28 protein-coding genes are annotated in these 25,214 nt (G+C 63.9%); 16 read left to right on the top strand and 12 right to left on the bottom strand.

Annotated features, from left to right (window positions below; all coding sequences use genetic code 11):
* Nucleotides 1-2 precede the first annotated feature (2 nt).
* Nucleotides 3-815, top strand: a complete 813-nt coding sequence (locus ACNFH5_RS10120) for an adenosylcobinamide-GDP ribazoletransferase (protein WP_416745575.1) — start codon at nucleotides 3-5, stop codon at nucleotides 813-815.
* 156 nt (nucleotides 816-971) lie between these two features.
* Here ACNFH5_RS10120 and ACNFH5_RS10115 read toward each other — a convergent pair whose 3' ends face one another.
* Complete coding sequence (locus ACNFH5_RS10115; RefSeq protein ID WP_416745573.1) at nucleotides 972-2,792, bottom strand: acyl-CoA dehydrogenase C-terminal domain-containing protein; 1,821 nt, start codon at nucleotides 2,790-2,792, stop codon at nucleotides 972-974.
* Nucleotides 2,793-2,966: 174 nt separating this feature from the next.
* On the opposite strand from ACNFH5_RS10115, the gene ACNFH5_RS10110 reads away from it, so the two are divergent.
* The 5 genes from ACNFH5_RS10110 to ACNFH5_RS10090 all read left to right on the top strand — a co-directional run bounded on the left by ACNFH5_RS10110 (nucleotide 2,967) and on the right by ACNFH5_RS10090 (nucleotide 6,573).
* On the top strand, nucleotides 2,967-3,383 hold the full coding sequence (locus tag ACNFH5_RS10110) for a MarR family winged helix-turn-helix transcriptional regulator (protein ID WP_416745572.1): 417 nt from the start codon (nucleotides 2,967-2,969) through the stop codon (nucleotides 3,381-3,383).
* A 74-nt stretch (nucleotides 3,384-3,457) separates the two neighbouring features.
* Entirely contained in the window at nucleotides 3,458-4,651 is a 1,194-nt protein-coding gene (locus tag ACNFH5_RS10105; RefSeq protein ID WP_416745665.1) for an MFS transporter, read from the top strand.
* Entirely contained in the window at nucleotides 4,648-4,770 is a 123-nt protein-coding gene (locus tag ACNFH5_RS10100) for a hypothetical protein (RefSeq protein WP_416745669.1), read from the top strand. Before ACNFH5_RS10105 ends, ACNFH5_RS10100 begins: the two co-directional genes overlap by 4 nt.
* A 48-nt stretch (nucleotides 4,771-4,818) precedes the next feature.
* Nucleotides 4,819-5,370 carry a glutathione peroxidase gene (locus ACNFH5_RS10095; RefSeq protein ID WP_416745570.1) on the top strand — a complete coding sequence of 184 codons (552 nt, stop codon included), beginning with the start codon at nucleotides 4,819-4,821 and terminating at the stop codon, nucleotides 5,368-5,370.
* 273 nt (nucleotides 5,371-5,643) lie between these two features.
* Entirely contained in the window at nucleotides 5,644-6,573 is a 930-nt protein-coding gene (locus ACNFH5_RS10090; RefSeq protein ID WP_416745568.1) for a DUF2167 domain-containing protein, read from the top strand.
* A gap of 232 nt (nucleotides 6,574-6,805) precedes the next feature.
* Here the strand turns inward: ACNFH5_RS10090 and ACNFH5_RS10085 are convergent, their stop codons facing one another.
* Genes ACNFH5_RS10085 through purM form a run of 3 tightly spaced genes read right to left on the bottom strand, consistent with a single transcriptional unit; the run spans nucleotide 6,806 to nucleotide 9,244 of the window.
* Nucleotides 6,806-7,522 carry a DUF3108 domain-containing protein gene (locus tag ACNFH5_RS10085; protein ID WP_416745566.1) on the bottom strand — a complete coding sequence of 239 codons (717 nt, stop codon included), beginning with the start codon at nucleotides 7,520-7,522 and terminating at the stop codon, nucleotides 6,806-6,808.
* 10 nt (nucleotides 7,523-7,532) lie between these two features.
* Nucleotides 7,533-8,183: a phosphoribosylglycinamide formyltransferase gene (gene purN / locus ACNFH5_RS10080; protein ID WP_416745564.1), complete on the bottom strand. Its 651-nt coding sequence runs from the start codon at nucleotides 8,181-8,183 to the stop codon at nucleotides 7,533-7,535.
* The gene (purM, locus tag ACNFH5_RS10075; RefSeq protein ID WP_416745562.1) at nucleotides 8,183-9,244 is read right to left on the bottom strand and encodes a phosphoribosylformylglycinamidine cyclo-ligase; all 1,062 of its coding nucleotides are present in this window, start codon (nucleotides 9,242-9,244) and stop codon (nucleotides 8,183-8,185) included. Before purM ends, purN begins: the two co-directional genes overlap by 1 nt.
* Before the next feature lie 212 nt (nucleotides 9,245-9,456).
* On the opposite strand from purM, the gene ACNFH5_RS10070 reads away from it, so the two are divergent.
* Both ACNFH5_RS10070 and hda read left to right on the top strand, forming a co-directional pair.
* Entirely contained in the window at nucleotides 9,457-10,497 is a 1,041-nt protein-coding gene (locus ACNFH5_RS10070; protein WP_416745560.1) for a DUF2066 domain-containing protein, read from the top strand.
* A 145-nt stretch (nucleotides 10,498-10,642) separates the two neighbouring features.
* Nucleotides 10,643-11,347 (top strand): DnaA regulatory inactivator Hda, encoded by a 705-nt coding sequence (hda, locus tag ACNFH5_RS10065; RefSeq protein ID WP_024764559.1) that lies wholly within the window; start codon nucleotides 10,643-10,645, stop codon nucleotides 11,345-11,347.
* A gap of 21 nt (nucleotides 11,348-11,368) precedes the next feature.
* Here the strand turns inward: hda and ACNFH5_RS10060 are convergent, their stop codons facing one another.
* The 3 genes from ACNFH5_RS10060 to arsC are packed head-to-tail and all read right to left on the bottom strand — an operon-like array spanning nucleotide 11,369 to nucleotide 12,765.
* Entirely contained in the window at nucleotides 11,369-11,818 is a 450-nt protein-coding gene (locus tag ACNFH5_RS10060; protein WP_416745558.1) for a DUF2069 domain-containing protein, read from the bottom strand.
* Entirely contained in the window at nucleotides 11,819-12,415 is a 597-nt protein-coding gene (gene wrbA / locus ACNFH5_RS10055) for an NAD(P)H:quinone oxidoreductase (RefSeq protein ID WP_416745556.1), read from the bottom strand. It abuts the gene before it with no gap.
* A complete protein-coding gene (arsC, locus tag ACNFH5_RS10050; RefSeq protein ID WP_416745554.1) occupies nucleotides 12,412-12,765 on the bottom strand; it encodes an arsenate reductase (glutaredoxin) in 354 nt (117 codons plus the stop codon). Before arsC ends, wrbA begins: the two co-directional genes overlap by 4 nt.
* A 125-nt stretch (nucleotides 12,766-12,890) precedes the next feature.
* Here arsC and ACNFH5_RS10045 point away from each other — a divergent pair, with 125 nt between their 5' ends.
* Both ACNFH5_RS10045 and ACNFH5_RS10040 read left to right on the top strand, forming a co-directional pair.
* Complete coding sequence (locus ACNFH5_RS10045) at nucleotides 12,891-14,120, top strand: YihY family inner membrane protein (protein ID WP_416745552.1); 1,230 nt, start codon at nucleotides 12,891-12,893, stop codon at nucleotides 14,118-14,120.
* Nucleotides 14,121-14,277: 157 nt separating this feature from the next.
* Entirely contained in the window at nucleotides 14,278-14,472 is a 195-nt protein-coding gene (locus ACNFH5_RS10040) for a hypothetical protein (protein WP_416745550.1), read from the top strand.
* 4 nt (nucleotides 14,473-14,476) lie between these two features.
* Here ACNFH5_RS10040 and ACNFH5_RS10035 read toward each other — a convergent pair whose 3' ends face one another.
* Both ACNFH5_RS10035 and ACNFH5_RS10030 read right to left on the bottom strand, forming a co-directional pair.
* Nucleotides 14,477-14,872, bottom strand: coding sequence for a hypothetical protein (locus ACNFH5_RS10035; protein ID WP_416745548.1), 396 nt, complete (start codon nucleotides 14,870-14,872; stop codon nucleotides 14,477-14,479).
* A 186-nt stretch (nucleotides 14,873-15,058) separates the two neighbouring features.
* Nucleotides 15,059-16,468 (bottom strand): PilZ domain-containing protein, encoded by a 1,410-nt coding sequence (locus tag ACNFH5_RS10030; protein ID WP_416745546.1) that lies wholly within the window; start codon nucleotides 16,466-16,468, stop codon nucleotides 15,059-15,061.
* A gap of 30 nt (nucleotides 16,469-16,498) precedes the next feature.
* On the opposite strand from ACNFH5_RS10030, the gene ACNFH5_RS10025 reads away from it, so the two are divergent.
* The gene (locus ACNFH5_RS10025; protein WP_416745544.1) at nucleotides 16,499-16,969 is read left to right on the top strand and encodes a TlpA disulfide reductase family protein; all 471 of its coding nucleotides are present in this window, start codon (nucleotides 16,499-16,501) and stop codon (nucleotides 16,967-16,969) included.
* Nucleotides 16,970-16,971: 2 nt separating this feature from the next.
* A complete protein-coding gene (locus tag ACNFH5_RS10020; RefSeq protein WP_416745542.1) occupies nucleotides 16,972-17,247 on the top strand; it encodes an acylphosphatase in 276 nt (91 codons plus the stop codon).
* Between the two features lie 3 nt (nucleotides 17,248-17,250).
* On the opposite strand, the gene ACNFH5_RS10015 is transcribed toward ACNFH5_RS10020, so the two are convergent.
* Nucleotides 17,251-18,207 carry a hypothetical protein gene (locus tag ACNFH5_RS10015; RefSeq protein ID WP_416745540.1) on the bottom strand — a complete coding sequence of 319 codons (957 nt, stop codon included), beginning with the start codon at nucleotides 18,205-18,207 and terminating at the stop codon, nucleotides 17,251-17,253.
* An 8-nt stretch (nucleotides 18,208-18,215) separates the two neighbouring features.
* On the bottom strand, nucleotides 18,216-19,931 hold the full coding sequence (locus ACNFH5_RS10010) for a proline--tRNA ligase (protein ID WP_416745538.1): 1,716 nt from the start codon (nucleotides 19,929-19,931) through the stop codon (nucleotides 18,216-18,218).
* Between the two features lie 111 nt (nucleotides 19,932-20,042).
* Between ACNFH5_RS10010 and ACNFH5_RS10005 the strand changes: the two genes are divergently transcribed.
* Entirely contained in the window at nucleotides 20,043-20,450 is a 408-nt protein-coding gene (locus ACNFH5_RS10005) for a PaaI family thioesterase (protein WP_416745663.1), read from the top strand.
* Nucleotides 20,451-20,536: 86 nt separating this feature from the next.
* Here the strand turns inward: ACNFH5_RS10005 and ACNFH5_RS10000 are convergent, their stop codons facing one another.
* Complete coding sequence (locus ACNFH5_RS10000; RefSeq protein ID WP_416745536.1) at nucleotides 20,537-21,874, bottom strand: OprD family porin; 1,338 nt, start codon at nucleotides 21,872-21,874, stop codon at nucleotides 20,537-20,539.
* A 713-nt stretch (nucleotides 21,875-22,587) separates the two neighbouring features.
* On the opposite strand from ACNFH5_RS10000, the gene ACNFH5_RS09995 reads away from it, so the two are divergent.
* The 3 genes from ACNFH5_RS09995 to ACNFH5_RS09985 all read left to right on the top strand — a co-directional run bounded on the left by ACNFH5_RS09995 (nucleotide 22,588) and on the right by ACNFH5_RS09985 (nucleotide 25,187).
* Nucleotides 22,588-23,013, top strand: coding sequence for an HIT family protein (locus ACNFH5_RS09995; RefSeq protein WP_416745534.1), 426 nt, complete (start codon nucleotides 22,588-22,590; stop codon nucleotides 23,011-23,013).
* Between the two features lie 3 nt (nucleotides 23,014-23,016).
* A complete protein-coding gene (locus tag ACNFH5_RS09990) occupies nucleotides 23,017-23,223 on the top strand; it encodes a SlyX family protein (RefSeq protein WP_416745532.1) in 207 nt (68 codons plus the stop codon).
* A 263-nt stretch (nucleotides 23,224-23,486) separates the two neighbouring features.
* On the top strand, nucleotides 23,487-25,187 hold the full coding sequence (locus ACNFH5_RS09985; RefSeq protein ID WP_416745530.1) for a ShlB/FhaC/HecB family hemolysin secretion/activation protein: 1,701 nt from the start codon (nucleotides 23,487-23,489) through the stop codon (nucleotides 25,185-25,187).
* Nucleotides 25,188-25,214: the final 27 nt, after the last annotated feature.

The following is a 25,214-nucleotide window of genomic DNA, read 5'->3' as shown; positions in this document are numbered from 1 at the left end:
TGATGAACAACCCACACCCGGAACGTGAGCAAGAGGCAGCCGAGCCCGCCGACCAGGCCGCCGAAGGCGCGCGCGGCCAGCTCAGTGACTGGTGCCTGCCGCTGGTGGCATTGCAGTTCCTCACCCGCCTGCCCGTGCCTCTGAGGCACATGCCGACGCCAGGGCAGTTCGGCCGCGCCACGTTGTATTACCCCCTGGTGGGGTTGCTGATAGGTGCCGTGCTGTTCGCCATGGGCGAGTTGCTCAGTGGCGTGCACCTGCTGCTGCAGGCGGCGCTGATCCTGCTGGTGTGGGTGGTCTTCACCGGCGCGTTGCACCTCGACGGACTGGCTGACACGGCAGACGCATGGATCGGCGGATTGGGCGATCGCGAACGCACCCTGGCGATCATGAAGGACCCACGCTGCGGCCCGGCGGCAGTCGTTGCGCTGGTGCTGTTGCTACTGCTGAAGTTCGCCGCGATCACCGCCATCCTCGGCAATCACCAGCACTGGGGCTTGTTGCTGGCGCCCTGGCTGGGGCGCTGCGCGTTGCCGCTGCTGTTCTTCACCACTGACTATGCGCGCAAGGGCGGCCTCGGCCAGGCGCTGGCCGACCACATGCCGCGCGGCGCGATGCCGTGGATGCTGGCGGCCAATGCGGCACTGATGGTGCTCGCAGGCCTGACTGGCATGCTGGCTCTGGCGGTTGCGCTGGTGGTGTTCGTCTGGCTGCGCAGCCGCTTCATCGCCCGCCTGGGCGGCACCACCGGGGATACCGCCGGGGCGATGCTGGAGATGATCGAGTGCGCGGTGCTGGTGGCGCTGGCGCTCTGAGAGCTGCGAGTTTCGGCTGAACCTGTAGGAGCGAGCTTGCTCGCGAACGGGGTTCCCGGCCGCACCAGTGCCGTGCGGTTCGCGAGCAAGCTCGCTCCTACAAAAAGCGCTTACCACCTCGTTCAGTCGGAAGGGGCGGAGGGCTGCGCAGGGCGATCAATCAAACGCGAAATGCTCCGTCTTCAACCCCATGATCGAGCGCACCGGCTTGGCCATCGCTGCCGCGTGCCCCTTGGCGCGCGGCAGCAGGCGGGCGAAGTAGAAGTCACTGGTGGCGATCTTGGCCTTGTAGAAGTCGCTCGATTCGCTGCCGCCCTGGCGCAAGCGCTTGCGTGCGGCGGCTTCCTGCAGTGCCCAGGAATAGGCCAGCGCGGCATAGCCGGAGAACATCAGGTAGTCGTGGCTGGCAGTGCTCACCAGGTCGCGCTGTTTACGGGCGGTGAGGGCGATGCGCAGCGTGAGGATATTCCACTGTGCGCAGAGCTTGAGCAGCGTGAGCGCGCGACCGCGCATGGCGGGTTCCTGCTTGAGCAGCTCCAGCGCGAACTTCGCCACTTGCCGGGTGAAGTCGCGCACGGCCTTGCCCTGGGTCATCAGCAGCACCTTGCGGCCGAGCAGGTCCAGCGCCTGGATGCCCGTGGTGCCTTCGTAGAGCGTGGCGATCCGCGCGTCGCGGACGATCTGCTCCATGCCGTGCTCCTTGATGTAGCCGTGGCCGCCGAACACCTGCATGCCGAGATTGGCGCTCTCCAGGCCCAGTTCGGTCAGGCAGCCCTTGAGGATCGGCGTAAGGAAGCCGAGCTTGTCGTCCCAGCGGTCGTACTCGGCATTGGAGTGGGTCAGCAGGCCCTGGATCATCTTGTCGGCGTACTGAGTGGCCAAGTAGATCAGCGCGCGGCCGCCCTCGGCCACCGCCTTCTGGGTCAGCAGCATGCGGCGCACGTCGCCATGGTGCATCAGGGTGTCGGCGATTTCGCCCGGCTCCTTGGTGCCGGAGAGGGCGCGCATCGAACGGCGCTCACGGGCATAGGCCAGCGCGCCCTGGTAGGCCAGTTCGGCGGTGGCGACGCCCTGGATGGCGGTGCCGATGCGCGCGCTGTTCATGAAGGTGAACATGCACTCCAGGCCCTTGTTCGGTTCGCCGATCAGGTAGCCGGTGGCGCCGTCGAAGTTCATCACGCAGGTGGCGGAAGCCTTGATGCCCATCTTCTTTTCCAGCGCGCCGCAGCTCACGCCGTTGCGCGGGCCGAGCGCGCCGCCTTCACCCGGAAGGAATTTCGGCACGATGAACAGCGAGATGCCGCGCGTGCCCTTGGGCGCATCAGGCAGGCGCGCGAGGACGATGTGCACGATGTTCTCGGTGAGGTCGTGCTCGCCGGAGGAGATGAAGATCTTGGTGCCGGTGATCGCGTAACTGCCGTCGGCGTTGGTTTCCGCGCGGGTCTTCACCTGGCCCAGGTCGGTGCCGCACTGCGGCTCGGTCAGGCACATGGTGCCGCCCCAGCGGCCTTCGGTGAGCGGAGTGAGGTAGGTCTGCTTCTGTTCTTCGGTGCCGTGCTGCATCACGGTGTTCATCGCGCCCAGCGATAGCCCCGGGTACATCGAGAACGGCCAGTTGGCGGTGCCCATCATCTCCTGCTTGAGCGCACCCAGGCTCATCGGCAGGCCCTGGCCACCGTATTCGACCGGGTGCGACAGGCCCTGCCAGCCGCCGGCGACGTAGGCGTCGTAGGCTTCCTTGAAGCCCTTGGGCGTGCGCACTTCGCCGTTCTCCAGGTGGCAGCCTTCCTCGTCGCCGCTGTGGTAGAGCGGGGCGATCACTTCCTCGCAGAGCTTGGCGCACTCGCCGAGGATAGCGTCTACCATGTCCGGCGTGGCTTCGCCGCCGTTGACCAGGTTCTGGTAGTGGCTGGGGAAATCGAAGACTTCGTTGAGCAGGAAACGGGTATCGCGCAGCGGAGCTTTGTAGACGGGCATCGGGGACCTCGGACCGTGATGCGCCCCGTCGAAAGCGCGGGGCTGGCTGGCCGCAGTTATACGGCCGGAGCTCGGTGGTGCCCTTGGCTGCGCCAACGCCTGGTGTTGGCAGATGGGACAATTGGTCACACCGGCCATTGTGTTTCGTCAGTTGCGGGTATATACACGTATCCCATGCTGACTACCCAATGCCTCTGTACCAAATTGCGTCGCTCGGCCCGCGCCGTGACCCGCGTTTACGACGATGCCCTGAAGGGCGTCGGGCTGACGACTGCGCAGTTTTCTTTGCTGCGACATCTGTCGCGGCTGGAGCAGCCGAGCATCTCGGACCTGGCCGAGGCCATGGGCCTGGACCGCAGTACGCTCGGGCGCAACCTCAAGCCGCTGGAAGCCGACGGCTTGGTGAAGCTGGAAGAGGGCGAGGACCTGCGCAACCGCATCGTGGCGCTGACTCCAACAGGGTTGGAGCGCATCGTTCGTGGTGGCGAGGCCTGGGACGCTGCCCAGCAGGACGTGGCGTCCCATCTGGGGGATGCCAAACGTCGTCAGCTGGAAGCCTTGCTGGATGAACTGGCTGCGCTGGAGAGCTAGCGCGGGCCTGCGTGCAACGGATACGAACGATTAGAAGCGGGTATATACCCGTGTAGGAGCAAGTGATGTCGAAGCTGTCGCGTACGGGGTTCTGGATACTGCTTTCCGGCGCCCTGATCCTCGCCCTGTCCCTGGGCACCCGCCACGGCTTCGGCCTGTTCCTGGCGCCGATGAGCGCCGAATTCGGCTGGGGGCGCGAGACCTTCGCCTTTGCCATCGCCCTGCAGAACCTGATCTGGGGCATAGCCCAGCCGTTCACCGGTGCCATCGCCGACCGCTTTGGCGCGATGCGCACGGTGGTGGTGGGCGGCATTCTTTATGCAGTCGGCCTGGTACTGATGGGCTATTCCGATTCGGCCTTCAGCCTGTCCATGAGCGCCGGCCTGCTGATCGGCATCGGTCTGTCGGGTACCTCCTTCTCCGTCATTCTCGGCGCGGTGGGTCGCGCGGTGCCGCTGGAGCAGCGCAGCATGGCGATGGGCATCTCGGCGGCGGCGGGCTCGTTCGGCCAGTTCGCCATGCTGCCTGGCACGCTTGGGCTGATCAGTTGGCTTGGCTGGTCTGCCGCGCTGCTCGCCCTCGGCCTGATGGTGGCGCTGATCGTGCCGCTGGCCGCGCTGATGAAGGACAAGCCGCTGCCGATGCAGGGCCATGAGCAGACCCTCGGCGAGGCGCTGCGCGAGGCGGCCGGGCATTCCGGGTTCTGGCTGCTGTCGCTGGGCTTCTTCGTCTGCGGTTTCCAGGTGGTGTTCATCGGCGTGCACCTGCCGGCCTACCTGGTGGACCGCCACCTGCCGGCAACCGTCGGCACCACGGTGCTGGCGCTGGTGGGCTTGTTCAACGTGTTCGGCACCTATTTCGCCGGCTGGCTCGGCGGGCGGATGAGCAAGCCCAGGCTGCTCACCGGCCTATACCTGCTGCGCGCGGTGGTGATCGTCGCTTTCATCTGGGCGCCGCTGAGCGTCTGGACGGCCTACGCCTTCGGCATCGTCATGGGCCTGCTGTGGCTGTCCACCGTGCCGCTCACCAACGGCACGGTCGCCACGTTGTTCGGCGTGCGCAACCTGTCGATGCTCGGTGGCATCACCTTTCTCTTCCACCAGATCGGCGCCTTCCTCGGCGGCTGGCTGGGTGGCTACGTGTATGACCACACCGGCAACTACGATCTGGTCTGGCAGATTTCCATCCTCCTCAGCCTGCTCGCTGGCCTGCTCAACTGGCCGGTGCGCGAGCGCCCGGTCGAGCGCCCGGCGCTGGGGGCGGCGTGACGCGCCCACTGTTGCTCGCGCTGGTGCTGGGCCTTGGCCTGGCACTGGCCGGGTTCGCCTGGTGGGGCTGGCAGCGCGGCGGGCTGGCGTTGATGCAACTGGGTATGGGCAGTTGCTGAGCTCCGGCGCGCGGGGTAGCGTGGCGGGATAACTCGAGGATCACTGCCATGCGTCTTCCCCTGCTCGCGTTGTCCCTTCTCTTGCCGCTGGCGGCCCAGGCCGCCGATTGCCCTGCGTTGCTCAAGAGCCAGGGCGAACTGCCCAAGCTGCGCTCCAAGGATGTGCTCGACCTGTGCGAGCTGTACGCCGGCAAGCCGCTGGTGATTGTGAATACCGCCAGCCACTGTGGCTTCACCCCGCAATTCAAGGGGCTCGAAGCCGTCTACCAGAAGTACAAGGGCCAGGGCCTGGAAGTGCTCGGTGTGCCCTCCGATGACTTCAAGCAGGAAGACGCCGACGCCGCCGAGACCGCGAAGATCTGCTACGGCAACTACGGGGTGACCTTCAACATGACCTCGGTGCAGCCTGTCAGCGGCGATGAGGCGATCCCGCTGTTCAAGAACCTCGCCCAACAGGCCGACCAGGTGCCGCGTTGGAACTTCTTCAAATACGTGGTGGACCGGCAGGGCAAGGTGGTGGCGGAGTTTTCCAGCCTGACCAAGCCGGACGACCCCGAGCTGCAGGCAGCCATCGAAAAGGCCATCGCCAGCCAGCCGTGAGTGTGCGGACGAGCTCTTCGTAGGAGCGAGCTTGCTCGCGAACCACTTGGCACAGGCGCTTCCGGCTGATTTGTTCGCGAACAAGCTCGCTCCTGCATAAAACTCGCTTGCGTGCAGATCGAAGCCGGACAGATGTCCGGCTTTTTTGTGCATACGCTCGAAGGCTGCAGAAATTTTCTGTTACAGATCGGCCGGGTCAGTGAGACAATCCGCGCCCGGCGCCACCATGGGTGGCCGCTGATGTCATGGATTCGATTCAGGAGATACACCCCTATGGATGGCAAAGCCCTCTTCCTCGTTGCCTTGCTCGCCCAGGCCGTTGCCGCCCCGGCGTTCGCTGCCCCCGCCACTTCCAACCAGAGCGAAGCCCCTGCGGCTGTCGCTGCTCCCGCCGCCGAGTCTGACGAGGAGATGTCACCCGAGACCTTCGTCGCCAGCCTGCACTTCCAGAAGGGCAAGGTGGTGGTCGGCGACAACCTCGCCACTTTCGACCTACCGGACAATTTCGTCTTCCTCGACGGCAAGGACGCCGAGCGCGTACTGGAAGCCTGGGGCAACCCGCCTTCCGATCCGCCGCTGGGCATGCTGATGCCAGCTGGCGTTTCGCCCTTTGATACCGAGTCCTGGGCAGTGACCGTGCAATACGAGGAGAGTGGCTACGTCTCCGACGAGGATGCGGAGAAGATCGACTATGCCGAGATGCTCAAGGAGATGCAGGACGACCTCAAGGAAGCCAACCCGCAGCGCGAGCAGCAGGGCTTCGAGGCGATCCAGTTGATCGGCTGGGCCGCGCCGCCACGCTATGACGCCGCGGAGAAGAAGCTGTACTGGGCCAAGGAGCTGCAGTTCGGTGACGCCAAGGAGCACACCCTGAACTACAACATCCGCGCGTTGGGCCGCAAAGGCGTGCTGGTGCTGAACTTCGTCGCGGGTATGGAGCAGTTGCCGGAGATCGAGAAGAATGTCGGCAAGGTGCTGGCGATGACCGAGTTCAACCCGGGCAGCCGTTATGTCGACTTCAACCCCAGCGTCGACAAGGTTGCCGCCTATGGCCTGGGCGCGCTGATCGCCGGCAAGGTTGCCGCCAAGGTCGGCTTGTTTGCCACCCTGTTGGTCCTGCTGAAAAAGCTGTGGATCGTCCCGGCCCTGGCCATCGGCTGGATTGCCCGGCGCTTCAAGCGCAAGCCGTCGAACGAAGGCTGATACGCCGCCCTTGTTCTCCAGGCAAGGAAAAGCCGGGCAATGCCCGGCTTTTTCATCTCTGCGCTATGCGCAGGACGAGTCTTGTAGGAGCGAGCTTGCTCGCGAACCGCTTGATGCCGGAGCCGCCTGGAACTCTGTTCGCGAGCAAGCTCGCTCCTACAGGGTCATGGCAACAGCACAAGCAGACAAGAAAAAGCCGGGCATATGCCCGGCTTTTCAGTTCGCTGAAGGATCAGCCTTTCTCGCCCTGAACAACCTTGCCGTTCACGGTGCCTTCCTTGAGCATGATCTGGTATTCCTTGCCGTCGGACTCCTGCTGGTACAGGCGCACGAGGAGGAAGTCCCAATCCTTGGCGAACCAGAGGATGGTCTTGCGGTTGCTCTTGGTGGGGTCGCGCACGCGCTCCACCTTGATCGCGGTGATCAGGCCCGCCTGGGTGCGAACCTTCTCCTCGCCGAGCACGCGGAAGTCGTAGGTATCGGTGTCGGTACCCTCGATTACCTGGTAGCTCATGGCCTTTTTGCCAACGGCCACGTCATGCTGCAGCGCGAGCTGGTAGGTGGACTTGTCCAGCTGGCCCTTGTTCAGCGGCTGGCGCACCTGGTCGCCACGGTCGCTGCCCAGTACCTGCTTCTCGGCCCAGTCGAAATCGAGCTCGGTCTGCTTGTTCTTGCCCAGGCCTTCGCGGGCCCAGCGGTAGGTCAGCGGCAGGTAAGTGTCGTTCTCGACCTTGAACGTGCTGTTTTCGGTCAGGCTGGCAAGCAGCATGGAAGCCTTGAAATTCAGCTCCCAGCGGCCACCATCGCCTTGCTTGAGGCTGCGGGAGGCGGTACCGCTGATGGGCATCTGTTTCCAGTCGGCGGTGTAGCTGGCGTCGAATGGTTCCAGCTCATAAGCCTGGGCCGGCAAGGTCAGAACGGCCATCAGGAATAACAGAGCTCTACGCATCGCGAATCTCCTAGGTTCGGTACGAATGGCCGGATGCGGGCAGAAGCTCCCCATCCAGCATGGCGCCTTGTTCACCCAGCCTGACTCGGCCTTCGGCGAACCAGCGCATGGCCAGCGGATAGATCACATGTTCCTGCACGTGAACGCGCTGCGCCAGCGTTTCCGGCGTGTCGTCAGACTCTACCGGGATTGCCGCCTGTACGACCAGCGGACCGCCGTCAAGTTCCTCGGTGACGAAGTGCACGCTGCAGCCGTGCTCGGCATCCCCGGCCTCCAGCGCGCGCTGGTGGGTGTGCAGGCCCTTGTACTTGGGCAGCAGAGACGGGTGGATGTTCAGCAGGCGGCCCTGGTAGTGGCGCACGAAGTCCGCGCTGAGGATGCGCATGAAACCTGCGAGCAGCACCAGATCGGCGTCGAAGCCGTCAATGGCCTGGATCAGCGCGGCGTCGAAGCTTTCGCGGTCCGCGTAGGACTTGTGGTCGAGGAAGCGAGTCTCGATGCCGGCCCGGCGTGCACGCTCCAGGCCGTAAGCGTCCGCGCGGTTGGAAATCACCGCGCGGATCACTGCCGGCGTGTCAGCACCGGCGAGACTGTCGATCAGGGCTTGCAGGTTGCTGCCGGAGCCGGAAATCAGCACCACGACATTGCAAGATTTGGACATCAGTGGCCTTTCAGGTTGTTCAGGACCACGCGCTCGGCGTCCGCGGCGCACGCATCGATGCGGCCGATGACCCACGGCTGCTCGCCGGCGTCACGCAGGGCTTTCAGGGAAGCCTCGACCTGATCCTGGGCGACGCAGATGACCATGCCCACGCCGCAGTTCAGTACGCGGTGCATCTCGGTCTCATCGACGTTGCCTTTCTCCTGCAGCCAGTCGAAGACTGCCGGGCGTTGCCAGCTGGCCACGTCAACCACGGCCTGGGCGTTGTCCGGCAGCACGCGCGGGATGTTGTCCAGCAGGCCGCCGCCGGTGATGTGGGCCATGGCCTTGACCGCGCCGGTTTCTTTGATCAGCTGCAGCAGCGGCTTCACGTAGATGCGGGTCGGGGCCATCAGCAGGTCGGCCAGGGGCTTGCCGTTCAGCTGGGTGGATTCGATGTCGGCGCCGGAGACTTCGATGATCTTGCGGATCAGCGAGTAGCCGTTGGAGTGCGGGCCGGAGGAGGGCAGGGCGATCAGGGCGTCGCCGGCGACCACTTTCGAGCCGTCGATGATTTCCGATTTCTCCACGACGCCGACGCAGAAGCCGGCCAGGTCGTAGTCTTCGCCTTCGTACATGCCCGGCATCTCGGCGGTCTCGCCACCGACCAGGGAGCAGCCAGCCAGTTCGCAGCCGGCGCCGATGCCGGTGACCACGGTGGCGGCAACGTCGACGTTCAGCTTGCCGGTGGCGTAGTAGTCGAGGAAGAACAGTGGCTCGGCGCCGCACACGACCAGGTCGTTCACGCACATGGCGACCAGGTCCTGGCCGATGCTGTCGTGCTTGTTCAGGTTCAGCGCCAGGCGCAGCTTGGTGCCGACGCCGTCGGTGCCGGAGACCAGTACGGGTTGCTTGTAGCCGGCCGGGATTTCGCACAGAGCGCCAAAGCCACCCAGGCCGCCCATGACTTCCGGACGCGCGGTGCGCTTGGCCACGCCTTTGATGCGTTCGACCAGGGCTTCGCCGGCGTCGATGTCCACACCGGCGTCCTTGTAGCTCAACGAGGGTTGCTTGTTGCTCATAAATCCAGGCCTATAGAAGGGATGATTCGTCTTGCCGCCGGGCGCGCCGTTCGCGCTTCCCGGCCTGCGCGGGAGGCGCGGGATTTTATCAGGCTTGCCCGGCAGCGGCCATCTCGCGCTGTTGCCGCTGGCCGGACGGCTGTTTAAGGTATAGGCCTTCCTTGCCAGCTCGTTGAGCGCTGGCATCTTCGTTTTCGCCGCGAGAGCCCGCCATGCGCCTGACCGCCCGCCTGTTGATCCTCTGCCTGACGCTGTTCAGCCTGCCGTCCTTCGCTGAAACGCTGGGCAACCTCTACCAGGTGCACGAACCGGTCGCCTCCCAGCAGCCGGACGAGCGCAATGCCGGCCTGACCCGCGCCCTGCAGACCCTGGTACTGCGCCTGACCGGCAACGCCAGCGCCGCACAGAGTCCGGCACTGGCCGGCTACTTCAAGGACCCGCAGCAACTGATCAGCCAGTACGGCTTCGAGAACGGCCCGCCCATGGCGCTGGTGGTGGACTTCGACCCGACTGCTACCGACAACGCCTTGCGCCAGGCCGGCCTGCCGGTCTGGGGCGCCAGCCGGCCGAGTGTGCTGGCCTGGTGGCTGAACGAAAGCGCCAACGGCAGCAGCCTGGTGGGCGACAGCCAGGAAGCTTCCGCCCCGCTGAACCGCGCGGCCCAGCGCCGCGGCCTGCCGCTGCGTCTGCCGATGGCCGACCTCAGCGAGCAGCAGGTCGGTACCCCCGAAAATCTCAACGCCGCTCAGCCCGACGTGCTGAAAACCGCCTCCGAGCGCTACGGCGCCGATGCCCTGCTGGCGGTGGACGCGAAGGAGGCCGACGGCAAGTGGACCGCCACCTGGCGCGTGTGGATGGGCGACAGCCGGGAGCAGGGCCAGGCCCAGGGCGATACCCCGGATGCGCTGGCCGATGCGGTGATGCTGGGCGTATCCCAGCGCCTGTCGCAGCGTTTCGTCGGATCGGCTGGCTCGGCTTCGGCCCAGGTCCTGCAGATCGAGGGTGCCGATCTGGCGCGCTACGCCGAAGTTTCGCGCCTGCTGGAGCCGATGGGCGCCAAGCTGGTGGAAGTCCAGGGCAAGAATCTGGTCTACCGCGTAACCGCCAGCTCCGAGCAACTGCGTGCGCAGCTGGCTTTGGCCCGCCTGCAGGAAGCCCCGGCCGAGCCGGCTCAACCGGCAGTCGACGCCAATGGCCAGCCGGTGCCGAACGCGGCCGTGCCAGCCCAGAACACCCTGCGCTTCCACTGGTGACGAGCGCTCCGGGGGCGGGCAAAGCCCCGCTTCCCGGCGCCGGTGGCTCTGAGTCGCACGTGGTAGCTGCGTTATCCTTCTGATTTGGATAAACTTTCAGTCACCAAGGCCCACCCCAAGCGATTGAAGAAACGCCCGGCCCGGCATGACTCCTATGCAGCTCCCACTCAGCGTACGTCTGCGCGATGATGCAACGTTCGCCAACTACTACCCCGGCGCCAACGCCGCGGCGCTCGGCTATGTCGAGCGTCTGTGCGAGCCCGAGGCGGGGTGGACGGAAAGCCTGATCTATCTCTGGGGCGCCGAGGGCGTGGGCCGCAGCCACCTGCTGCAGGCGGCCTGCATTCGTTCCGAGCAACTGGGTGAGCCCTCTGTCTACCTGCCAATGGCTGACCTGGTGGCCTACGGCCCGGAAATCTTCGACAACCTCGAGCAGCGCGAGCTGGTATGCCTGGACGATCTCGACGCCCTGGCCGGCAAGCGCGAATGGGAAGAGGCGCTGTTCCACCTGTTCAACCGCCTGCGCGACTCCGGCCGCAAGCTGCTGCTGTCGGCCTCTGTGTCGCCGCGCGAGCTGGGGGTAAAGCTGCCGGACCTCAAATCCCGCCTGACCCTCTCGCTGATCTTCCAGCTGCACCCGCTGACCGACGACGAGAAGCTGCGCGCCCTTCAGCTGCGCGCCTCGCGTCGCGGCCTGCACCTCACCGACGAAGTGGGACGCTTCATCCTCACCCGCGGCGCGCGCAGCATGCAGTTCCTCTTCGACCTGCTGGACGAACTGGACAAGGCCTCGCTGCAGGCCCAGCGCAAGCTGACCATCCCCTTCCTCAAGGAAACCATGGGCTGGTAAGCCCCGGCTTCCCCGTTACGATCAGGCGCTAGTCGCTTCCTGCGGTGCGGGCTCGCCTTCGCCGGCCAGCTTGCGGTCGTACTGGAAGCGCCAGCGTGTGTACATCAGCGCCGAGCAGAACAGCGACACGCTGAGGATGATCTCCGCCCAGCCGAAGATGGCATGGTTGGGATCGAAGGCGTTGAGCACGCCGAGGATGAAGTACAGGTTGATCACGTAGCACGCCCAGGCATGCCCGCGGGCGCTGCCGATCAGGATGCCCGGCGCCACCACCAGCAGCGGCAGCAGCTTGAAGCCGAGGAACGCCCACGGTACCCAGCGCGCACCGCCGTGGGCGTCGGCGAACAGCAGGTCCCAGATGACGATGAGCAGGATCAGCCCGATGAAGCTGCCGAGGGCGACCGCGCGGCTGGCGGCCAGCCGGGGTTTGAGCCACTCCAGGGACGGCAGCGGTTTATTCTTGCGGGCCATTCAACTCTCCAGTTTGCGGGCGACTTCGGCCAGGCGCTTGCCGAGCGCGCGGCACAGGGTGATTTCGTGTTCGTCCAGGCTGCGCTTGCCGTCGGCAGTGGCGAAGTGGCTGGCGCCATAGGGCGTGCCACCACCGCGGGTTTCCAGCAGGGCGGGCTCGCTGTAGGGGATGCCGGAGATGAGCATGCCGTGGTGCAGCAGCGGCAGCATCATCGACAGCTGGGTGGTCTCCTGGCCGCCGTGCAGGCTGGCCGTAGAGGTGAAGACTGCCGCCGGCTTGCCTACCAGACCTCCGGTCAGCCACAGGCTGCTGGTGCCGTCGAGGAAGTACTTGAGCGGCGCGGCCATGTTGCCGAAACGGGTCGGGCTGCCGAGGACGAGGCCGGAGCAGTCCTTCAGGTCATCCAGGGTGGCGTAGAGCGCGCCTTCGGCCGGGATGTCCGGGGCGACGGCTTCGCATTCGGTGGAAATCGCCGGCACCGTCCGCACGCGCGCTTCCAGTCCGCCCTGCTCGACGCCACGGGCGATCTGCCGCGCCATTTCGGCGGTGGCGCCGTGACGGCTGTAGTACAGGACCAGGATATAGGGAGCGCTCAAGGCAGGATCTCCAGGACTTTCTCCGGCGGACGGCCGATCACCGCCTTGTTGCCGACGATGACGATCGGCCGTTCGATCAGCTTGGGATGCTGCGCCATCGCGTCGATCAGTTGGTCATCGCTCAGTGCCGGGTTGGCGAGGTCCAGGTTCTTGTATTCGTCTTCGCCGGTGCGCAGCAACTGGCGTGCACCGATACCCAGCTTGCCGAGCAGGGCCTTGAGTTCGATGGCGCTGGGCGGGGTTTCCAGGTAGCGAATGACATTCGGCTGGATGCCGCGCTCTTCGAGCAGTTCGAGGGCTCCACGGGATTTGGAGCAGCGCGGATTGTGGAAAATTGAAATCTGGCTCATATGCCGGGACTCGCAAGGCCGATGAAGTGGCGGCTATTCTAACCGCCTCCTCGGACTGGACTGAACCGCTGTCGTTCACCGCGATCTACGAGGACGGTTTTTTCAGTGCAGCCAAAGGACACTTCATGCACGAACGCTTGCAGGGCCTGGTCGAATTCGGCCGCTATCTGGTCCAGCGCTTCCTGGCCGACAAGGCGCCTAACAGCGCCGCGGCCCTGACCTACACCACGCTGTTCGCGGTCGTCCCGATGATGACCGTGACTTTTGCCATGCTCTCGGCCGTGCCCGCCTTCGAAGGCATGGGCGAGCGCATCCAGCTGTTCATCTTCCGCAACTTCGTGCCTTCCACCGGCGAGGCGGTCGAGGCCTACCTGCGCAACTTCACCGTGCAGGCGCGCCATTTGACCTGGCTGGGCGTGGCTTTCCTGGCGGTCACCGCCTTCACCATGCTGGTGACCATCGAGAAGGCCTTCAATGCCATCTGGCGCGTACGCCAGCCGCGCCGGGGCGTGACTCGCTTCCTGCTGTACTGGGCGATCCTCAGCCTTGGGCCGCTGTTGCTGGGGACGGGGTTTGCCGTCTCCACGTACGTCACTTCGCTGTCGCTACTCTCCGGCCCCCATGCACTGCCGGGGGCAGCGATGCTGCTGAAGTTCATGCCGCTGCTGGCCAGCGTGGCAGCCTTCACCCTGATCTATGCGGCGGTGCCCAATGCGCGGGTGCCGGTGCTGCACGCGCTGGCTGGCGGGGTGTTCACCGCGATCCTGTTCGAGGCGGCCAAGTCGCTGTTCGGCTTCTATGTGAGCTTCTTCCCTGGCTACAAGCTGATCTACGGCGCCTTCGCTACGGTGCCGCTGTTTCTGCTGTGGATCTGGTTGTCGTGGCTGATCGTGCTGTTCGGCGCAGAACTGGTCTGCAACCTGTCATCGACCCGCCTGTGGCGACGCCGGGCGATGCCGCGGCTGCTGGTGATCCTTGGTGTGCTGCGGGTGTTCTTCGACCGTCAGCGGCACGGCCTGCCGACGCGTCTGGCGCATCTGCACCGGGCCGGCTGGCTGCTGCCGGAAGATGAGTGGGAGGAGGTGCTGGATTTCCTCGAGGGCGAGCAACTGGTCTGCCGCGCCGGCTCGACCACTGCCGCCTGGGTGCTGTGCCGTGATCTGGGCAGCTACAGCCTGCATCACCTGCTCAATCGCAGTCCCTGGCCGCTGCCGTGCCTGGAGGCTTTGCCGACGGAGCTGGATGAGCCCTGGTACCCCGAATTGCGGGAAGCGCTGGCGCGCTATCAGGCGGATCGTCAGGAGCTTTTCGGTGACAGCCTGGCGAAATGGTTGAAGCCGTCACATTCCGAGTGACGCAAAACGTCAGTTTGCGGCGAATCTGATTCTGTCGCGGTTTTGTATCACTTCAGAAATGCGCCAATTCTGGCTATTTCAGAATTGGCACAGTTCTGGCTTTGGAGGTTGCAGGACACAGGAGTCCTTTAGAAGTTCCTCCAAGGCCATCGAATCCATGAAAAAAGACCAGAACAACGTAGTGCACCTGCATCAGCGCGATCTGACGAGCGCCTTGGAGCGGTTGAATAGAATCACTGGTCTGCAGTTCAGCAGCTGGCCTGAATCGCTCTTGCCGTCCGTCCCGCAGGAAACCGCCGAGCCTGTGGCGGCCGAGCCGTCGGACGACACCCTGGTGCGTCAGCTGGGCTGATCAATCAGAGGCTGGTGGCCACCGGGCGCGCAGCGCCTGCCTGCTGTTCCACCGCCTGCATGAAGACTTCTTCGGCAATCACCCGCGACAGGGGAATGGCCGCGCGCAGCTTGATCTGCGCATCCTCGATCCGTTGGGAAAACAACAGGCGCGCAATGCCCGAGAGCAGGATGCGGCTCTGCTTGTTGACCGTTCCATGGTCGATCACCACTTCCCGGCTGCGTTCGCCATCGCGGTAGTTGAGCAGCAGCGTCACCGGCAGGTCCGCTACGCCGGGCAGGTGCAGCCAGACCGCGACATTGAAGTCGGCCAGCCGTCCTCCATTGGCCGCATTGGCCGGCCGTGCGCTGGCGACAACATGGCTGGGAACCTTGCTGACAAGCTGGTCTGTAGGCTGCATCTGGCTGTCCTGTCGCTGAAGGGGTGGCGTGCGTGGCGCCAGCCGCGTTCTGAAGGCCGCCATTGTACCGGCGAGCGAGAGTCGTCCCGGGTGTCGGAACGAACGTTCGAATTATAGGGAGGCATGCGTCTGGCATATCGGGCCTACTGCCGATCTTGCCTGTGACATCTCTCCCAAATTCGACAATCAGGCCAGGCGAAGCGGGTGTCGGGCTACCAGTGGCGTGCTCAGGTTGGCAATGGGCAGCGGCAGGATGGTCTGGTTGTCGAAGCTGGCCAGCTGCAGCCAGAGATTCTCGCCTTCGACGAACTGCCCCTGGGACACCCAGAGCCCGTGGTACCAGCCGTTTCCCGGTTCCGGTGTGCTCTGCAGGACGCCAGGGTGACGCTGCGCGTCAGGCGCGCGGCGGAGCCAGACCGGGCGGGGAAGCCCTTTCAGATAGCGCAGCCCGAGGTGCAGCCCGTCGCTGTTGAGGTGACGCCAGCGCACCACCGCGAGGGTAGGGGTGCCGCCATTGCCGGGGATCAGCAGCAATTGGCCAACGGGCAGTTGCCCAGCCAGTTGACCGGGGCAGAGGATGCGCGCGCCGCCGGCGCTGGCATCCATCAAGGCTGCGTCCCGGCTGGGGCTGGTGGAGCTGTCCAGCAAATGCTGCTGGATGGCGGGAAGCCCGACCACCACGCGGCAGGTGCCGCTCTGTTCTGCGCGTTCGTGGCGGCGCGCCTGGTGCCCGAGCCAATGGTGGCGGACGCGCTCCAGCAGCGCCCCCTGATCCAGGCGGCGCAGCGGAGCAGGGTCATGCAGGGCGATCAGCAGCGCGCCCAACTCCAGGCGGCGCAACTGTTCGGTTGGGGCATCGGCGGCGTGCTCAGCGGCGAGGCAGGGTTGGTCCGACCCTAAGTCGACGACGAAGCCTTCCTGTTCCTCATCGTCCCAGGGTAACAACCGCCCTAGCGCGGCCAGTGGCGCCAGCGCGCTGAACAGTTGTGGCGCTTCCCCTTCGGTCAGGTGGAATGGGTTGCTCAGGGCTAGCAGCAGTATCTGCTGATACAGCCCGCGCAAGGTACCGGCCGGAACCGGATCGAAAGCGGCTGCCACCGGCTCGTCCAGGCACTCCTGGTACTCGCCGATCCAGTACAGCAGGTGACTGTCGCGCCACAGGCTGCCCGGCGGCTGCTGGTATTGCTGATAATGACGCAGCAGAGCCTGGGCAAGGAAATGCTGGGCCATGTACAGGCACCAGGCCATGTGCGGCCGCGACGGTTTGCGGCCGTGCAGGATCTGCAGCAACAGGCGCTTGAAGCCGGCTGCCAGTTCGCTGCAGAAGTGCACGAAGAGTGCCGGCGGCGTCTTTTCCTGGCGGATCAGCCGTTCGTAATACCGGTATTCTTCGCTGAGGCTTTGCAGGGCGCGTTGCCTTTCCAGTAAGGTCAGCGCGCATCGGTTGAGGCGGAACAGCGTGCCCAGGGTCTTCTGCAAACCTTCCTGCAGGGGCTGCTGCCGCGATTCCTGGAGCCTGACCGCCAGGTTGCTCATTGCCTCGGCATCTTCTTCGAGGATGTCCGGCACCTCCAGGCGCAGGGCATCGAGCATCATGACCACCCCGCATACACGAGGATTGAAGGCATGGGAGTGCGGCTCCGTATTGTGATGGGCTTGATGGCCGGCCTGATCCTGGCCGGCTGCTCGGCGGACTATGGCACCGATCAGCATGGACAGAAAGTACCCGCTGCGAGTGTAGATGGCCAGTGGCTAGTTATTAATTACTGGGCCGAATGGTGCGCGCCTTGCCGCAAGGAAATTCCTGAGCTGAATAATCTGGCTGAACAGGGTACGGCAAACGGCTTCCGGGTGCTGGGGGTGAACTTCGACGGGCTGCGTGACGCGGACCTGGCGAAAGCTTCCCAGGCCCTGGGCGTGCAGTACACCGTGCTGGCCGACGATCCCGCGCCGCGCTACAGCCTGCCGCGCAGCGAAGCGCTGCCTGTAACCTACATCGTCGACCCTGAGGGCAAGATGCGTGAGCAGTTGCTCGGCGAACAGACCGCCGCCGGCCTGCAGGCGCGCCTGAGCGCATTGCGCGAGGAGAAACAGTAGAGATGGCCAGAATCTGTCTGCACGGCTACATCAGCGGCAAGGTGCAGGGCGTCTATTATCGCCAGAGCACCCAGGAACAGGCCGAGCGCCTGGAGGTCGACGGCTGGGTGCGCAACCTCGAAGACGGGCGTGTGGAGCTGTTGATCGAGGGAGAGGAGGGGGCGGTGCGCGAACTGGAGAAGTGGCTGGCGCGCGGCCCGGTAAAGGCCAAGGTGGCGGCGGTGGAGTTGCAGCCGATGACACCCCAGGGCATCACCGGCTTCATCGTTCGCCGCTAGGCGTCAGTTGCTGACGCCGGGGTCCGCCGCCAGGCGACCGGCGTCGGTCATCAGGCTGTGGAGGAACTCCTTCTGCAGCTCCGGATCGTTGCGCGTCAGCTCGATCAGGCTCTGTTCCAGTTCGCTGGCTTCCTCTTCCAGGCCCAGGTCAGACAGACGTTTTACCCGGTGTACCCAATGGTGCACGTCGTCGCCTTCCAGGTCGTCATAGATCAGCGCGTGGGCTTCCTGCAGCTTGCCGCGCAGGGAGCGGCTCACCAGCAGGCTGGCGTCGGCGCGGGTGTCGTCCGAAGGGTCCTGGACGCTGAACTGCAGGCGGCCGATGCGGCTGACTTCGTCGTCGCTGAAGGGGCCTTCCAGCAGGTTCAGGCGCAGCACGCCGTGGCGGTCGGTGAGCAGCTCCTGGGAGTTCTTGCCAGCGGTGACGGTCACCGGGCGCTCCGACCAGGGCAGGCTGGAGTACTCGGTGCGCTTGTCGCGCTGTTGCTCGTCGATCGACGCCAGGTTCTGCTCGGCGCGGCCGTTGGACTCGACGTTCATGAACGGATTCATGCCGTCGATGCCGTAGCGGATCCAGCCGCGGGTGACGCTTTCCGGCAAATTGCCGAGTGCGAAGACGTTCACCACGTTGGCGCCGATACCGCCGACAAAGGCCACGACGCCCAGCGGCATCTCGTACACCTTGCGCCAGCCCTGGTAGGGCGTGTAGCGGTCATAGCGGCGGGTGACCTCGAACTCGGTGACTTCGAAGGTCTTCTGCTCCTGCACGCGAATGCGACGCTGCGGCAGTTCCAGGGTGCCCGGGGTGCCCACGTCGATCTGCAGGCTGTGGTCGAGCAGTTTGCGCTCGACACGCTCTTCATGCTCGCTGCGTTGCGGCAGCTGGTTGGCGCAGCCGCTCAGCAGAAGGCTGCCGCACAGGGCGGCAGCCACGAGGCTTGAGGTACTTCGGGTGGACATCGCTCTGCTCAGTTGCCGATCTTGGCCGTGATGAAAGCTTGCAGGTCGGACAGGGCGACAGGCTGCGACTCGGCGTCACGGCGACCCTTGTACTCCAGGGTGCCTTCGTCCAGGCCGCGCTCGCTGACCACGATGCGGTGCGGGATGCCGATCAGCTCCATGTCGGCGAACTTCACGCCGGGGCTGGTCTTCTTGTCACGGTCGTCCAGCAGCACTTCGAAGCCGGCGGCGGTGAGGTCCGCGTAGAGCTTGTCAGTGGCGGCGCGCACGGCTTCGTTCTCGTACTTCATCGGCACGATGGCGATCTGGAAGGGCGCCAGGGCGGCCGGCCAGAGGATGCCGCGGTCGTCGTAGTTCTGCTCGATGGCGGCGGCGACCACGCGGGATACGCCGATGCCGTAGCAGCCCATGATCAGGGTGACCGGCTTGCCGTTCTCGCCCAGTACGGAGAGCTTCATGGCTTCGCTGTACTTGGTGCCGAGCTGGAAGATGTGGCCGACTTCGATACCGCGACGGATGATCAGGGTGCCCTTGCCGTCCGGGCTCGGGTCGCCTTCGACGACGTTACGCAGGTCGGCGACTTCCGGTACCGGCAGATCGCGTTCCCAGTTCACGCCGAAGTAGTGCTTGTCGTCGACGTTGGCGCCGGCGGCGAAGTCGCTCATCAGGGCGACGGAGCGGTCGATGATGCAGGGCAGCGGCAGGTTCAGCGGGCCGAGGGAGCCGGGCGCGGCACCGATCGCAGCCTTGATGTCCGCTTCGCTGGCCATCTGCAGGGGGCTGGCGACCAGGGGGTGGTTGCCGGCCTTGATCTCGTTGAGTTCGTGGTCGCCGCGGACGATCAGGGCGATCAGCTTGCCTTCTTCGGCAGCATGCACCACCAGGGTCTTGATGGTCTTCTCGATCGGCAGGCCGAACTTTTCCACCAGGGCGGCAATGGTCTTGGTCTCGGGCGTGTCGACCAGGCGCAGCTCTTCAGTGGCGGCGCCGCGAGCGGTCTCGCGGGGCAGGGCCTCGGCCTTCTCGATGTTGGCGGCGTAATCGGTGGATTCGCCGAAGACGATGTCGTCCTCACCGGAGCCGGCCAGCACGTGGAATTCATGGGAGCCGCTGCCGCCGATGGAACCGTTGTCCGCCTGCACGGCGCGGAAGTCCAGGCCCAGGCGGGTGAAGATCTTGCTGTACGCGCCGTACATGACGTCGTAGGTCGCCTGCAGCGAGTCCTGGCTGGCGTGGAAGGAGTAGGCGTCCTTCATGATGAACTCGCGGCCACGCATCAGGCCGAAGCGCGGACGGATCTCGTCACGGAACTTGGTCTGGATCTGGTACATGTTGATCGGCAGCTGCTTGTAGCTGTTCAGCTCGTTGCGCGCGAGGTCGGTGATTACTTCCTCGTGGGTCGGGCCGACGCAGAAGTCGCGGTCATGGCGATCCTTCAGGCGCAGCAACTCGGGGCCATACTGCTGCCAGCGGCCGGACTCCTGCCACAGTTCGGCGGGCTGGATGGCGGGCATCAGCACTTCCAGGGCACCGGCGGCGTTCATCTCTTCGCGAACGATGGTCTCCACCTTGCGCAGTACCCGCAGACCCATTGGCAGCCAGGTGTAGAGACCGGACGCCAGCTTGCGGATCATGCCGGCGCGCAGCATCAGCTGATGGCTGATGACGACCGCATCGGAAGGGGTTTCTTTCAGGGTGGACAGCAGGTACTGACTGGTACGCATCTTTGGCCGTTTTGTCGGTTGCGAAGGGGAATATAGGCTGGGCATTGTACGGTGCAGGTCTGGCTGCGTACAGGGCGCGGCGGGCGGAGACGGAGGAGTGGCGTGAGTCGTTTGAATGCAGCCCAGGTACAGGCGTTCATCCGCGCGGGGTTACCCATGGCGGACGACATGGATTTGCGAATCGATGCACTGGAAGGGCGCAGCGCCTTCGTGCGGGTTCCTTTCCACGGCAAGATGGTTCGCCCGGGCGGAACGGTGTCCGGCCCCACCATCATGTCGCTGGCGGATGCGGCGATGTATGCAGTGATCCTGGCGCAGCTGGATAACGTCGAGATGGCCGTTACTTCCAATCTCAATATCAACTTTCTCAGCAAACCCAAGCCGGAAGACCTGTTGGCGGAAGCCAAGATATTGAAGCTGGGGCGGCGACAGGTGGTTTGCGAAGTTTCTGTCTACTCGGTCAGTAATCCGCAGGAGTTGGTTGCCCACGTAACGGGAACTTATGTATTGCCGATGTAACAGATACGTTCGAAGTTGTAGGTAAGTTGCAATAAAAAAAGCCCGGCAGAAGCCGGGCTTTTTAGTTACCTGCAGTTCGTTCCGGATTACAGAACGGACAGCGGGTAGTCGACGATCAGGCGGAACTCGTTGTTGTCGCCTTCGGCCTGGTCGGTGTTGGCGCGGTGCCAGGCTTGGCGAATGCGGAAGGACAGGTCCTTCGCAGGGCCAGCTTGTACGACGTACTTGGCTTCGAAGTCGGTTTCGTGGTGCTTGCCGTCGTCGCCGTAGCCGTAAGCGGCATATACGCTGGTCGGATCGATGTGGCTGCCATCGATATCCTTACCAGTGATGTAACGGGTCATGAAGGTCAGGCCCGGTACGCCGTACTCAGCCATGTTCAGGTCGTAACGAGCCTGCCAGGATTTTTCGCCCGGGCCGTTGAAGTCGGAGTACTGAACGGAGTTGGCGAGGAAGATCGAGTCGCCACCAGCGTTGTTGTCACCTACGCCGAGATAGTCGAACGGAGTGTCGCCGTTCACTTTCTGGAAGGCCAGGGTGAAAGTGTGGGCGCTCAGGGTATACGCAGCGGCCAGAGAGAAGGTGTTGTTATCGATATCGCCTGCTTTCGCCGAGCCGGAATCGGTGGTGCGGTAGTAGTTGAAATCGAAGCCCAGCGACTGATCATCAGCAATCGGCAGGGTGTAGTTCAGGTTGGTGTAGTACTGGTTCCACACGTCCTTGAACTTCGAGCCATACAGGGAGGCGGTAAAGTTGTCGGAGAAGGCGTACTTGCCACCAACGAAGTCAACGGTGCGAGCATCTAGGTCATTGTCACCGTACCAGGCGTAGGTGGCGGTCAGCTTACCGTCGCGGTTGGTGGTGTCTTGGCCGGTACCGGAGTAGTAGTGGCCGGCTTCGAGGTCGAGACCTTCGATCTCGCTGCTCATCAGAGCGATACCGCTGGCGGTTTGCGGCAGCAGACGGGTACCGCCTACAGCGAATACCGGAGCGGTAGGCTGCATGTCGCCAAGCTTCAGTTCGGTTTTGGAAATGCGAACTTTCAGCGCTGCACCAGCTTTGCCGAAGTCGTCAGCCTTTTCGCCGTCGTCGTGAACCGGCAAGTTGCCGGTGCCGCCGTAGCCGCTGCCGCCGTCGAGTTTCAGGCCCAGGTAGCCAAAGGCGTCAACGCCGAAACCGACGGTGCCTTGGGTGAAGCCAGAGCTGTAGTTGCCCCAGAAACCTTGAGTCCAGTCGCGCTGGTCACGGCTGCCGTTCTTGTTGTCGCGATTGAAGTAGTAGTTGCGAACCAGGAAGTTCAGGCTGCTGTCTTCGACAAAGCCTTTAGCGTCAGCCTGATTACCTACGAAGGGTTCGGCCATTGCCAGTTGTGTGCTGCCTGCAGAAACCGCCAGGGCGATGGCGCTCCACTTCATCACTTTCATTGTGATTGCTCCTTTGGTTTTGAAATTATCTGCCATCACAGTGCCGCGGTGACGGCTCATTCTTTTTGTCGGCGCTAACTTATAGCACGCGTGTTCAGTTGGCGATAGTTACCCAAATAAACACGCAAAAACTTTACGGGGTTGTCGCAAACCTGCATGAACTGTGTCGCATCCAAGCAGTTTCGATGTTGCAAAAAGAGATTGCCCCCTGATTGCTTCATTGATGCTTCAGCCCCTGTGGTTCTCTATTCCATTGACCACTTCTTATGTTCTCTCGCCTCCGCGTCCACTTCTCCAAATGGGGTGGCCGTCGGTGCGCTGTCCTTGCCTCTAGCAACAACCGTGCACAAATGCCCAGGGTTGCCTTCACAGTGCTCGTCTTGCGACGCGTTGACGCATTTCACGGCTTCCGTAGAGGATTTGCAACATGGGCGCGCACGGATGTCGTTTTCCGACATCCCGCAGTTGTAGCTGCTTAATCGTTTTTTCGCCGCTGATGGCCGTGATTGCCGTGCAGATTCCTGCACGCGCCTGTGGTCGGGATATGCCAATCCGCGCCATGCGCGATCCTGGTGCGGACCGCTGATCGGCGTGCTCCAGCAGGAGGCGTCGGTCGGGCATGTTCGTCGGGGAGGCTCTCTAGTATTCTTCGCGCCCTTCGGCTCCCTCGTGGGGCTAGGCTCAAACAAGGTCCGTCGAACAGGAGAGGTCTTATGTTCGCCCTCGATTCCCGCCTCCAGCAGGACACAGTTGCGGTGGGTGATTTCCCGCTGAGCAGCCTGCTTTTGATGAACGACTCGCAATATCCGTGGTTCATCCTCGTTCCGCGCCGCGAAGATGTCAGTGAGATCTTCCAACTGGACTCCGCCGATCAACAGCAACTTTGGCGTGAGGCCACCCAGTTGGCCGAAGTACTCAAGGACACTTTCGATGCGGACAAGATGAACGTGGCCAACCTCGGCAACGTCGTCAGTCAGTTGCACGTGCATGTGATCGTGCGCAAGAAGGATGATATCGCCTGGCCGGGGCCGGTCTGGGGCAAACATCCCGCCGTTCCTTATAAAGAAGAAGAACTGGCGCGGGTGCGCGAGAAGCTGCGCATGGTGCTGGGCGATGGTTTTCGCTTCAGCCAGGAGTGAGTGATGGATCTGGAAAACCGGGTGACCGACCTGGAGAGCCGGCTGGCCTTCCAGGATGACGCGCTGCAGACCCTCAGCGATGTGGTCTACGAGCAGGAGCGTGTGATCGAGCGCCTGCGTCTGCAGATGCAGGCGTTGCTCAAGCGTCTGGAGGATCTGCAGGGGCAGGTTGGTATCGCGGAGGATGAGGCGCCTCCCCCCCATTACTGATCAGTGAGCGTTTCAGCCGCTCAAGGCCATCGGATATGTCCTCATATACGAGGGGATCTCGCGGCAGTTGCTGCCGGCGCTGGTGCCAACGGGGTAAGGATCAGTCGCGCAAGCAGGTGTTGTTTGTTTAAGACATTTCCTAAAAATGGGAAATAGCCTACAACTCGTCGGGATAATGGCCTAGAGGCATCATGTATCACTTATGATCCAATCCGTCTTTTGGGATGGACTGGCCGCCAGGCCAGATGACAGGGATCGTAAGGATGCATGCTCTCTACCGTGGCTGGATGCCCGTCCTGGCATTCTGCTTTGCCTCGGCAAGCTTTGCCGCACCACTGCCTACGCCGGGTGACAACGACCTCCAGCGTCAGCGCCAGGAACAACTCCTGCGCGAGCAGCAGAAGCGCCTGGAGGAACTCCAGCAGCTCCCCGGCAAGACGCCCAGCGAGGAGCGCCCGGCTACGGCGCCGGACACCCGTTGCTTCACTATCCGCAGCATCGTCCTAGAAGGCGCCGAGCATCTCGATGCGCGTGCCCGCGAAAGGCTGCTGGCGCCCTATCGCGATAAATGCCTGGGAGTGAATCAGCTCAACGAGCTGCTCAAGGGCATCACCGATCACTATCTGAATCGCGGATTCGTCACCACCCGTGCCTATCTGCCACAGCAGGATCTGTCCAGCGGCGAGCTGAAGATCATCGTGGTCGAAGGTCGCTTTGAAGGTTTCGATCAGTCGGAGTTGGCCAGTGATCGCGAGCTGGCGATGACCTTTCCCGGCGCTACTGGCGACGTCCTGAACCTGCGCGAGGTCGAGCAACTGGTCGACCAGCTCAATCGCCTGCCTTCGCGCCAGGCCCAGATGGAGCTGGTGCCGGGCCAGGAAGTCGGCGGCAGCCGCGTACAACTCAAGGGCGAGCGCAGCAAGCCCTGGCGCGTCTCCGCCAGCCGCGACAACAACGGCGACGCCAGCTCCGGCGAACAGCAGGCCGGCGTCGGCCTGGACTGGGACAGCCCGCTGGGCCTGGCCGACCAGTTCGGCCTGCGCTACGGCGAGGACGTGGTCAGCGACCACTGGAAGCACTCCGACAACCAGAGCCTGTGGTACAGCGTTCCCTACGGCTGGTGGACCTTCAACTACAGCTACAGCCGCAACTATTACCGCACCCTCAATGAGGATGCCGGCTTCGCCTTCAAGTACGACGGCGACAACGAAACCCACCAGCTGGGCGCCCAGCGTGTGCTGTTTCGTGATGATGTGAGCAAGACCGGCGTGAACTTCGGCCTCAGCCATCAGCGCACGCGCAACTACATCGACGACACTCTTCTCGACGTCTCCAGCACCCACCTCAGCGAATTCAACCTGGGCTTCAACCATGGTCGACGCATCGGCAGCGCTTTCGTCAACGCCGACATCGGCTGGCAACGCGGCATCGGCGCCTTTGGCGCGCAGAGCGATGACCACGACGCTCCCCACGGCAGCCCGACTGCACGCTACAACAAATACAGCCTGACCCTGAGCTACCTGCAGCCGTTCAAGCTGTGGGACGAGGCCTTCAGCTTCGAAAGCCTCGCCACCGGCCAGCGTAGCGAAGACGCCCTCTACAGCCCCCAGCGCATCAGCCTGGGTGGCCTGAGCTCAATCCGTGGCTTCAAGGACCAGACTCTCTCCGGCGACTCCGGCTACTACTGGCGCAACCAACTGCGCTGGCGTCGCGCCGTGACCTGGGAGCCGCTGCTGCCCTGGGTGCAGGAATATGGCGTGGCGTACGCCTATGACTTCGGCGCCATTCGCCACGACCAGTACAACACCGGTGTCAGTGGGCGCATGAGCGGCCACGGCGTGGAGTTCAGCGCGCGCGGGCTGTACGCCGCTGCTTCCGTGACCCTGGCGCGCTCGCTGGAGCGCCCCGACATCATCGAGCGACGTGAGCACCCGGTTTACTTCCGCGTCGACCTCTTCTTCTGAACCGCTTTGCTCTTTAGCTAGTAGCTG

The sequence above is a fragment of the Pseudomonas sp. NY15435 genome (assembly GCF_048068295.1).
GTDB lineage: Bacteria > Pseudomonadota > Gammaproteobacteria > Pseudomonadales > Pseudomonadaceae > Pseudomonas.
The sequence above is the reverse complement of the archived record's forward strand: the minus strand, read 5'-3'. Positions and strand labels throughout refer to the sequence as shown.

Coding starts and splice junctions, on each gene's coding strand:
- ACNFH5_RS10120 (WP_416745575.1), top strand. CDS start 3: ATGAACAACCCACACCCGGAACGTGAGCAAGAGGCAGCCGAGCCCGCC.
- ACNFH5_RS10115 (WP_416745573.1), bottom strand. CDS start 2,792: ATGCCCGTCTACAAAGCTCCGCTGCGCGATACCCGTTTCCTGCTCAAC.
- ACNFH5_RS10110 (WP_416745572.1), top strand. CDS start 2,967: ATGCTGACTACCCAATGCCTCTGTACCAAATTGCGTCGCTCGGCCCGC.
- ACNFH5_RS10095 (WP_416745570.1), top strand. CDS start 4,819: ATGCGTCTTCCCCTGCTCGCGTTGTCCCTTCTCTTGCCGCTGGCGGCC.
- ACNFH5_RS10090 (WP_416745568.1), top strand. CDS start 5,644: ATGGATGGCAAAGCCCTCTTCCTCGTTGCCTTGCTCGCCCAGGCCGTT.
- ACNFH5_RS10085 (WP_416745566.1), bottom strand. CDS start 7,522: ATGCGTAGAGCTCTGTTATTCCTGATGGCCGTTCTGACCTTGCCGGCC.
- purN (WP_416745564.1), bottom strand. CDS start 8,183: ATGTCCAAATCTTGCAATGTCGTGGTGCTGATTTCCGGCTCCGGCAGC.
- purM (WP_416745562.1), bottom strand. CDS start 9,244: ATGAGCAACAAGCAACCCTCGTTGAGCTACAAGGACGCCGGTGTGGAC.
- ACNFH5_RS10070 (WP_416745560.1), top strand. CDS start 9,457: ATGCGCCTGACCGCCCGCCTGTTGATCCTCTGCCTGACGCTGTTCAGC.
- hda (WP_024764559.1), top strand. CDS start 10,643: ATGACTCCTATGCAGCTCCCACTCAGCGTACGTCTGCGCGATGATGCA.
- ACNFH5_RS10060 (WP_416745558.1), bottom strand. CDS start 11,818: ATGGCCCGCAAGAATAAACCGCTGCCGTCCCTGGAGTGGCTCAAACCC.
- arsC (WP_416745554.1), bottom strand. CDS start 12,765: ATGAGCCAGATTTCAATTTTCCACAATCCGCGCTGCTCCAAATCCCGT.
- ACNFH5_RS10045 (WP_416745552.1), top strand. CDS start 12,891: ATGCACGAACGCTTGCAGGGCCTGGTCGAATTCGGCCGCTATCTGGTC.
- ACNFH5_RS10040 (WP_416745550.1), top strand. CDS start 14,278: ATGAAAAAAGACCAGAACAACGTAGTGCACCTGCATCAGCGCGATCTG.
- ACNFH5_RS10035 (WP_416745548.1), bottom strand. CDS start 14,872: ATGCAGCCTACAGACCAGCTTGTCAGCAAGGTTCCCAGCCATGTTGTC.
- ACNFH5_RS10030 (WP_416745546.1), bottom strand. CDS start 16,468: ATGATGCTCGATGCCCTGCGCCTGGAGGTGCCGGACATCCTCGAAGAA.
- ACNFH5_RS10025 (WP_416745544.1), top strand. CDS start 16,499: ATGGGAGTGCGGCTCCGTATTGTGATGGGCTTGATGGCCGGCCTGATC.
- ACNFH5_RS10020 (WP_416745542.1), top strand. CDS start 16,972: ATGGCCAGAATCTGTCTGCACGGCTACATCAGCGGCAAGGTGCAGGGC.
- ACNFH5_RS10015 (WP_416745540.1), bottom strand. CDS start 18,207: ATGTCCACCCGAAGTACCTCAAGCCTCGTGGCTGCCGCCCTGTGCGGC.
- ACNFH5_RS10010 (WP_416745538.1), bottom strand. CDS start 19,931: ATGCGTACCAGTCAGTACCTGCTGTCCACCCTGAAAGAAACCCCTTCC.
- ACNFH5_RS10000 (WP_416745536.1), bottom strand. CDS start 21,874: ATGAAAGTGATGAAGTGGAGCGCCATCGCCCTGGCGGTTTCTGCAGGC.
- ACNFH5_RS09995 (WP_416745534.1), top strand. CDS start 22,588: ATGTTCGCCCTCGATTCCCGCCTCCAGCAGGACACAGTTGCGGTGGGT.
- ACNFH5_RS09990 (WP_416745532.1), top strand. CDS start 23,017: ATGGATCTGGAAAACCGGGTGACCGACCTGGAGAGCCGGCTGGCCTTC.
- ACNFH5_RS09985 (WP_416745530.1), top strand. CDS start 23,487: ATGCATGCTCTCTACCGTGGCTGGATGCCCGTCCTGGCATTCTGCTTT.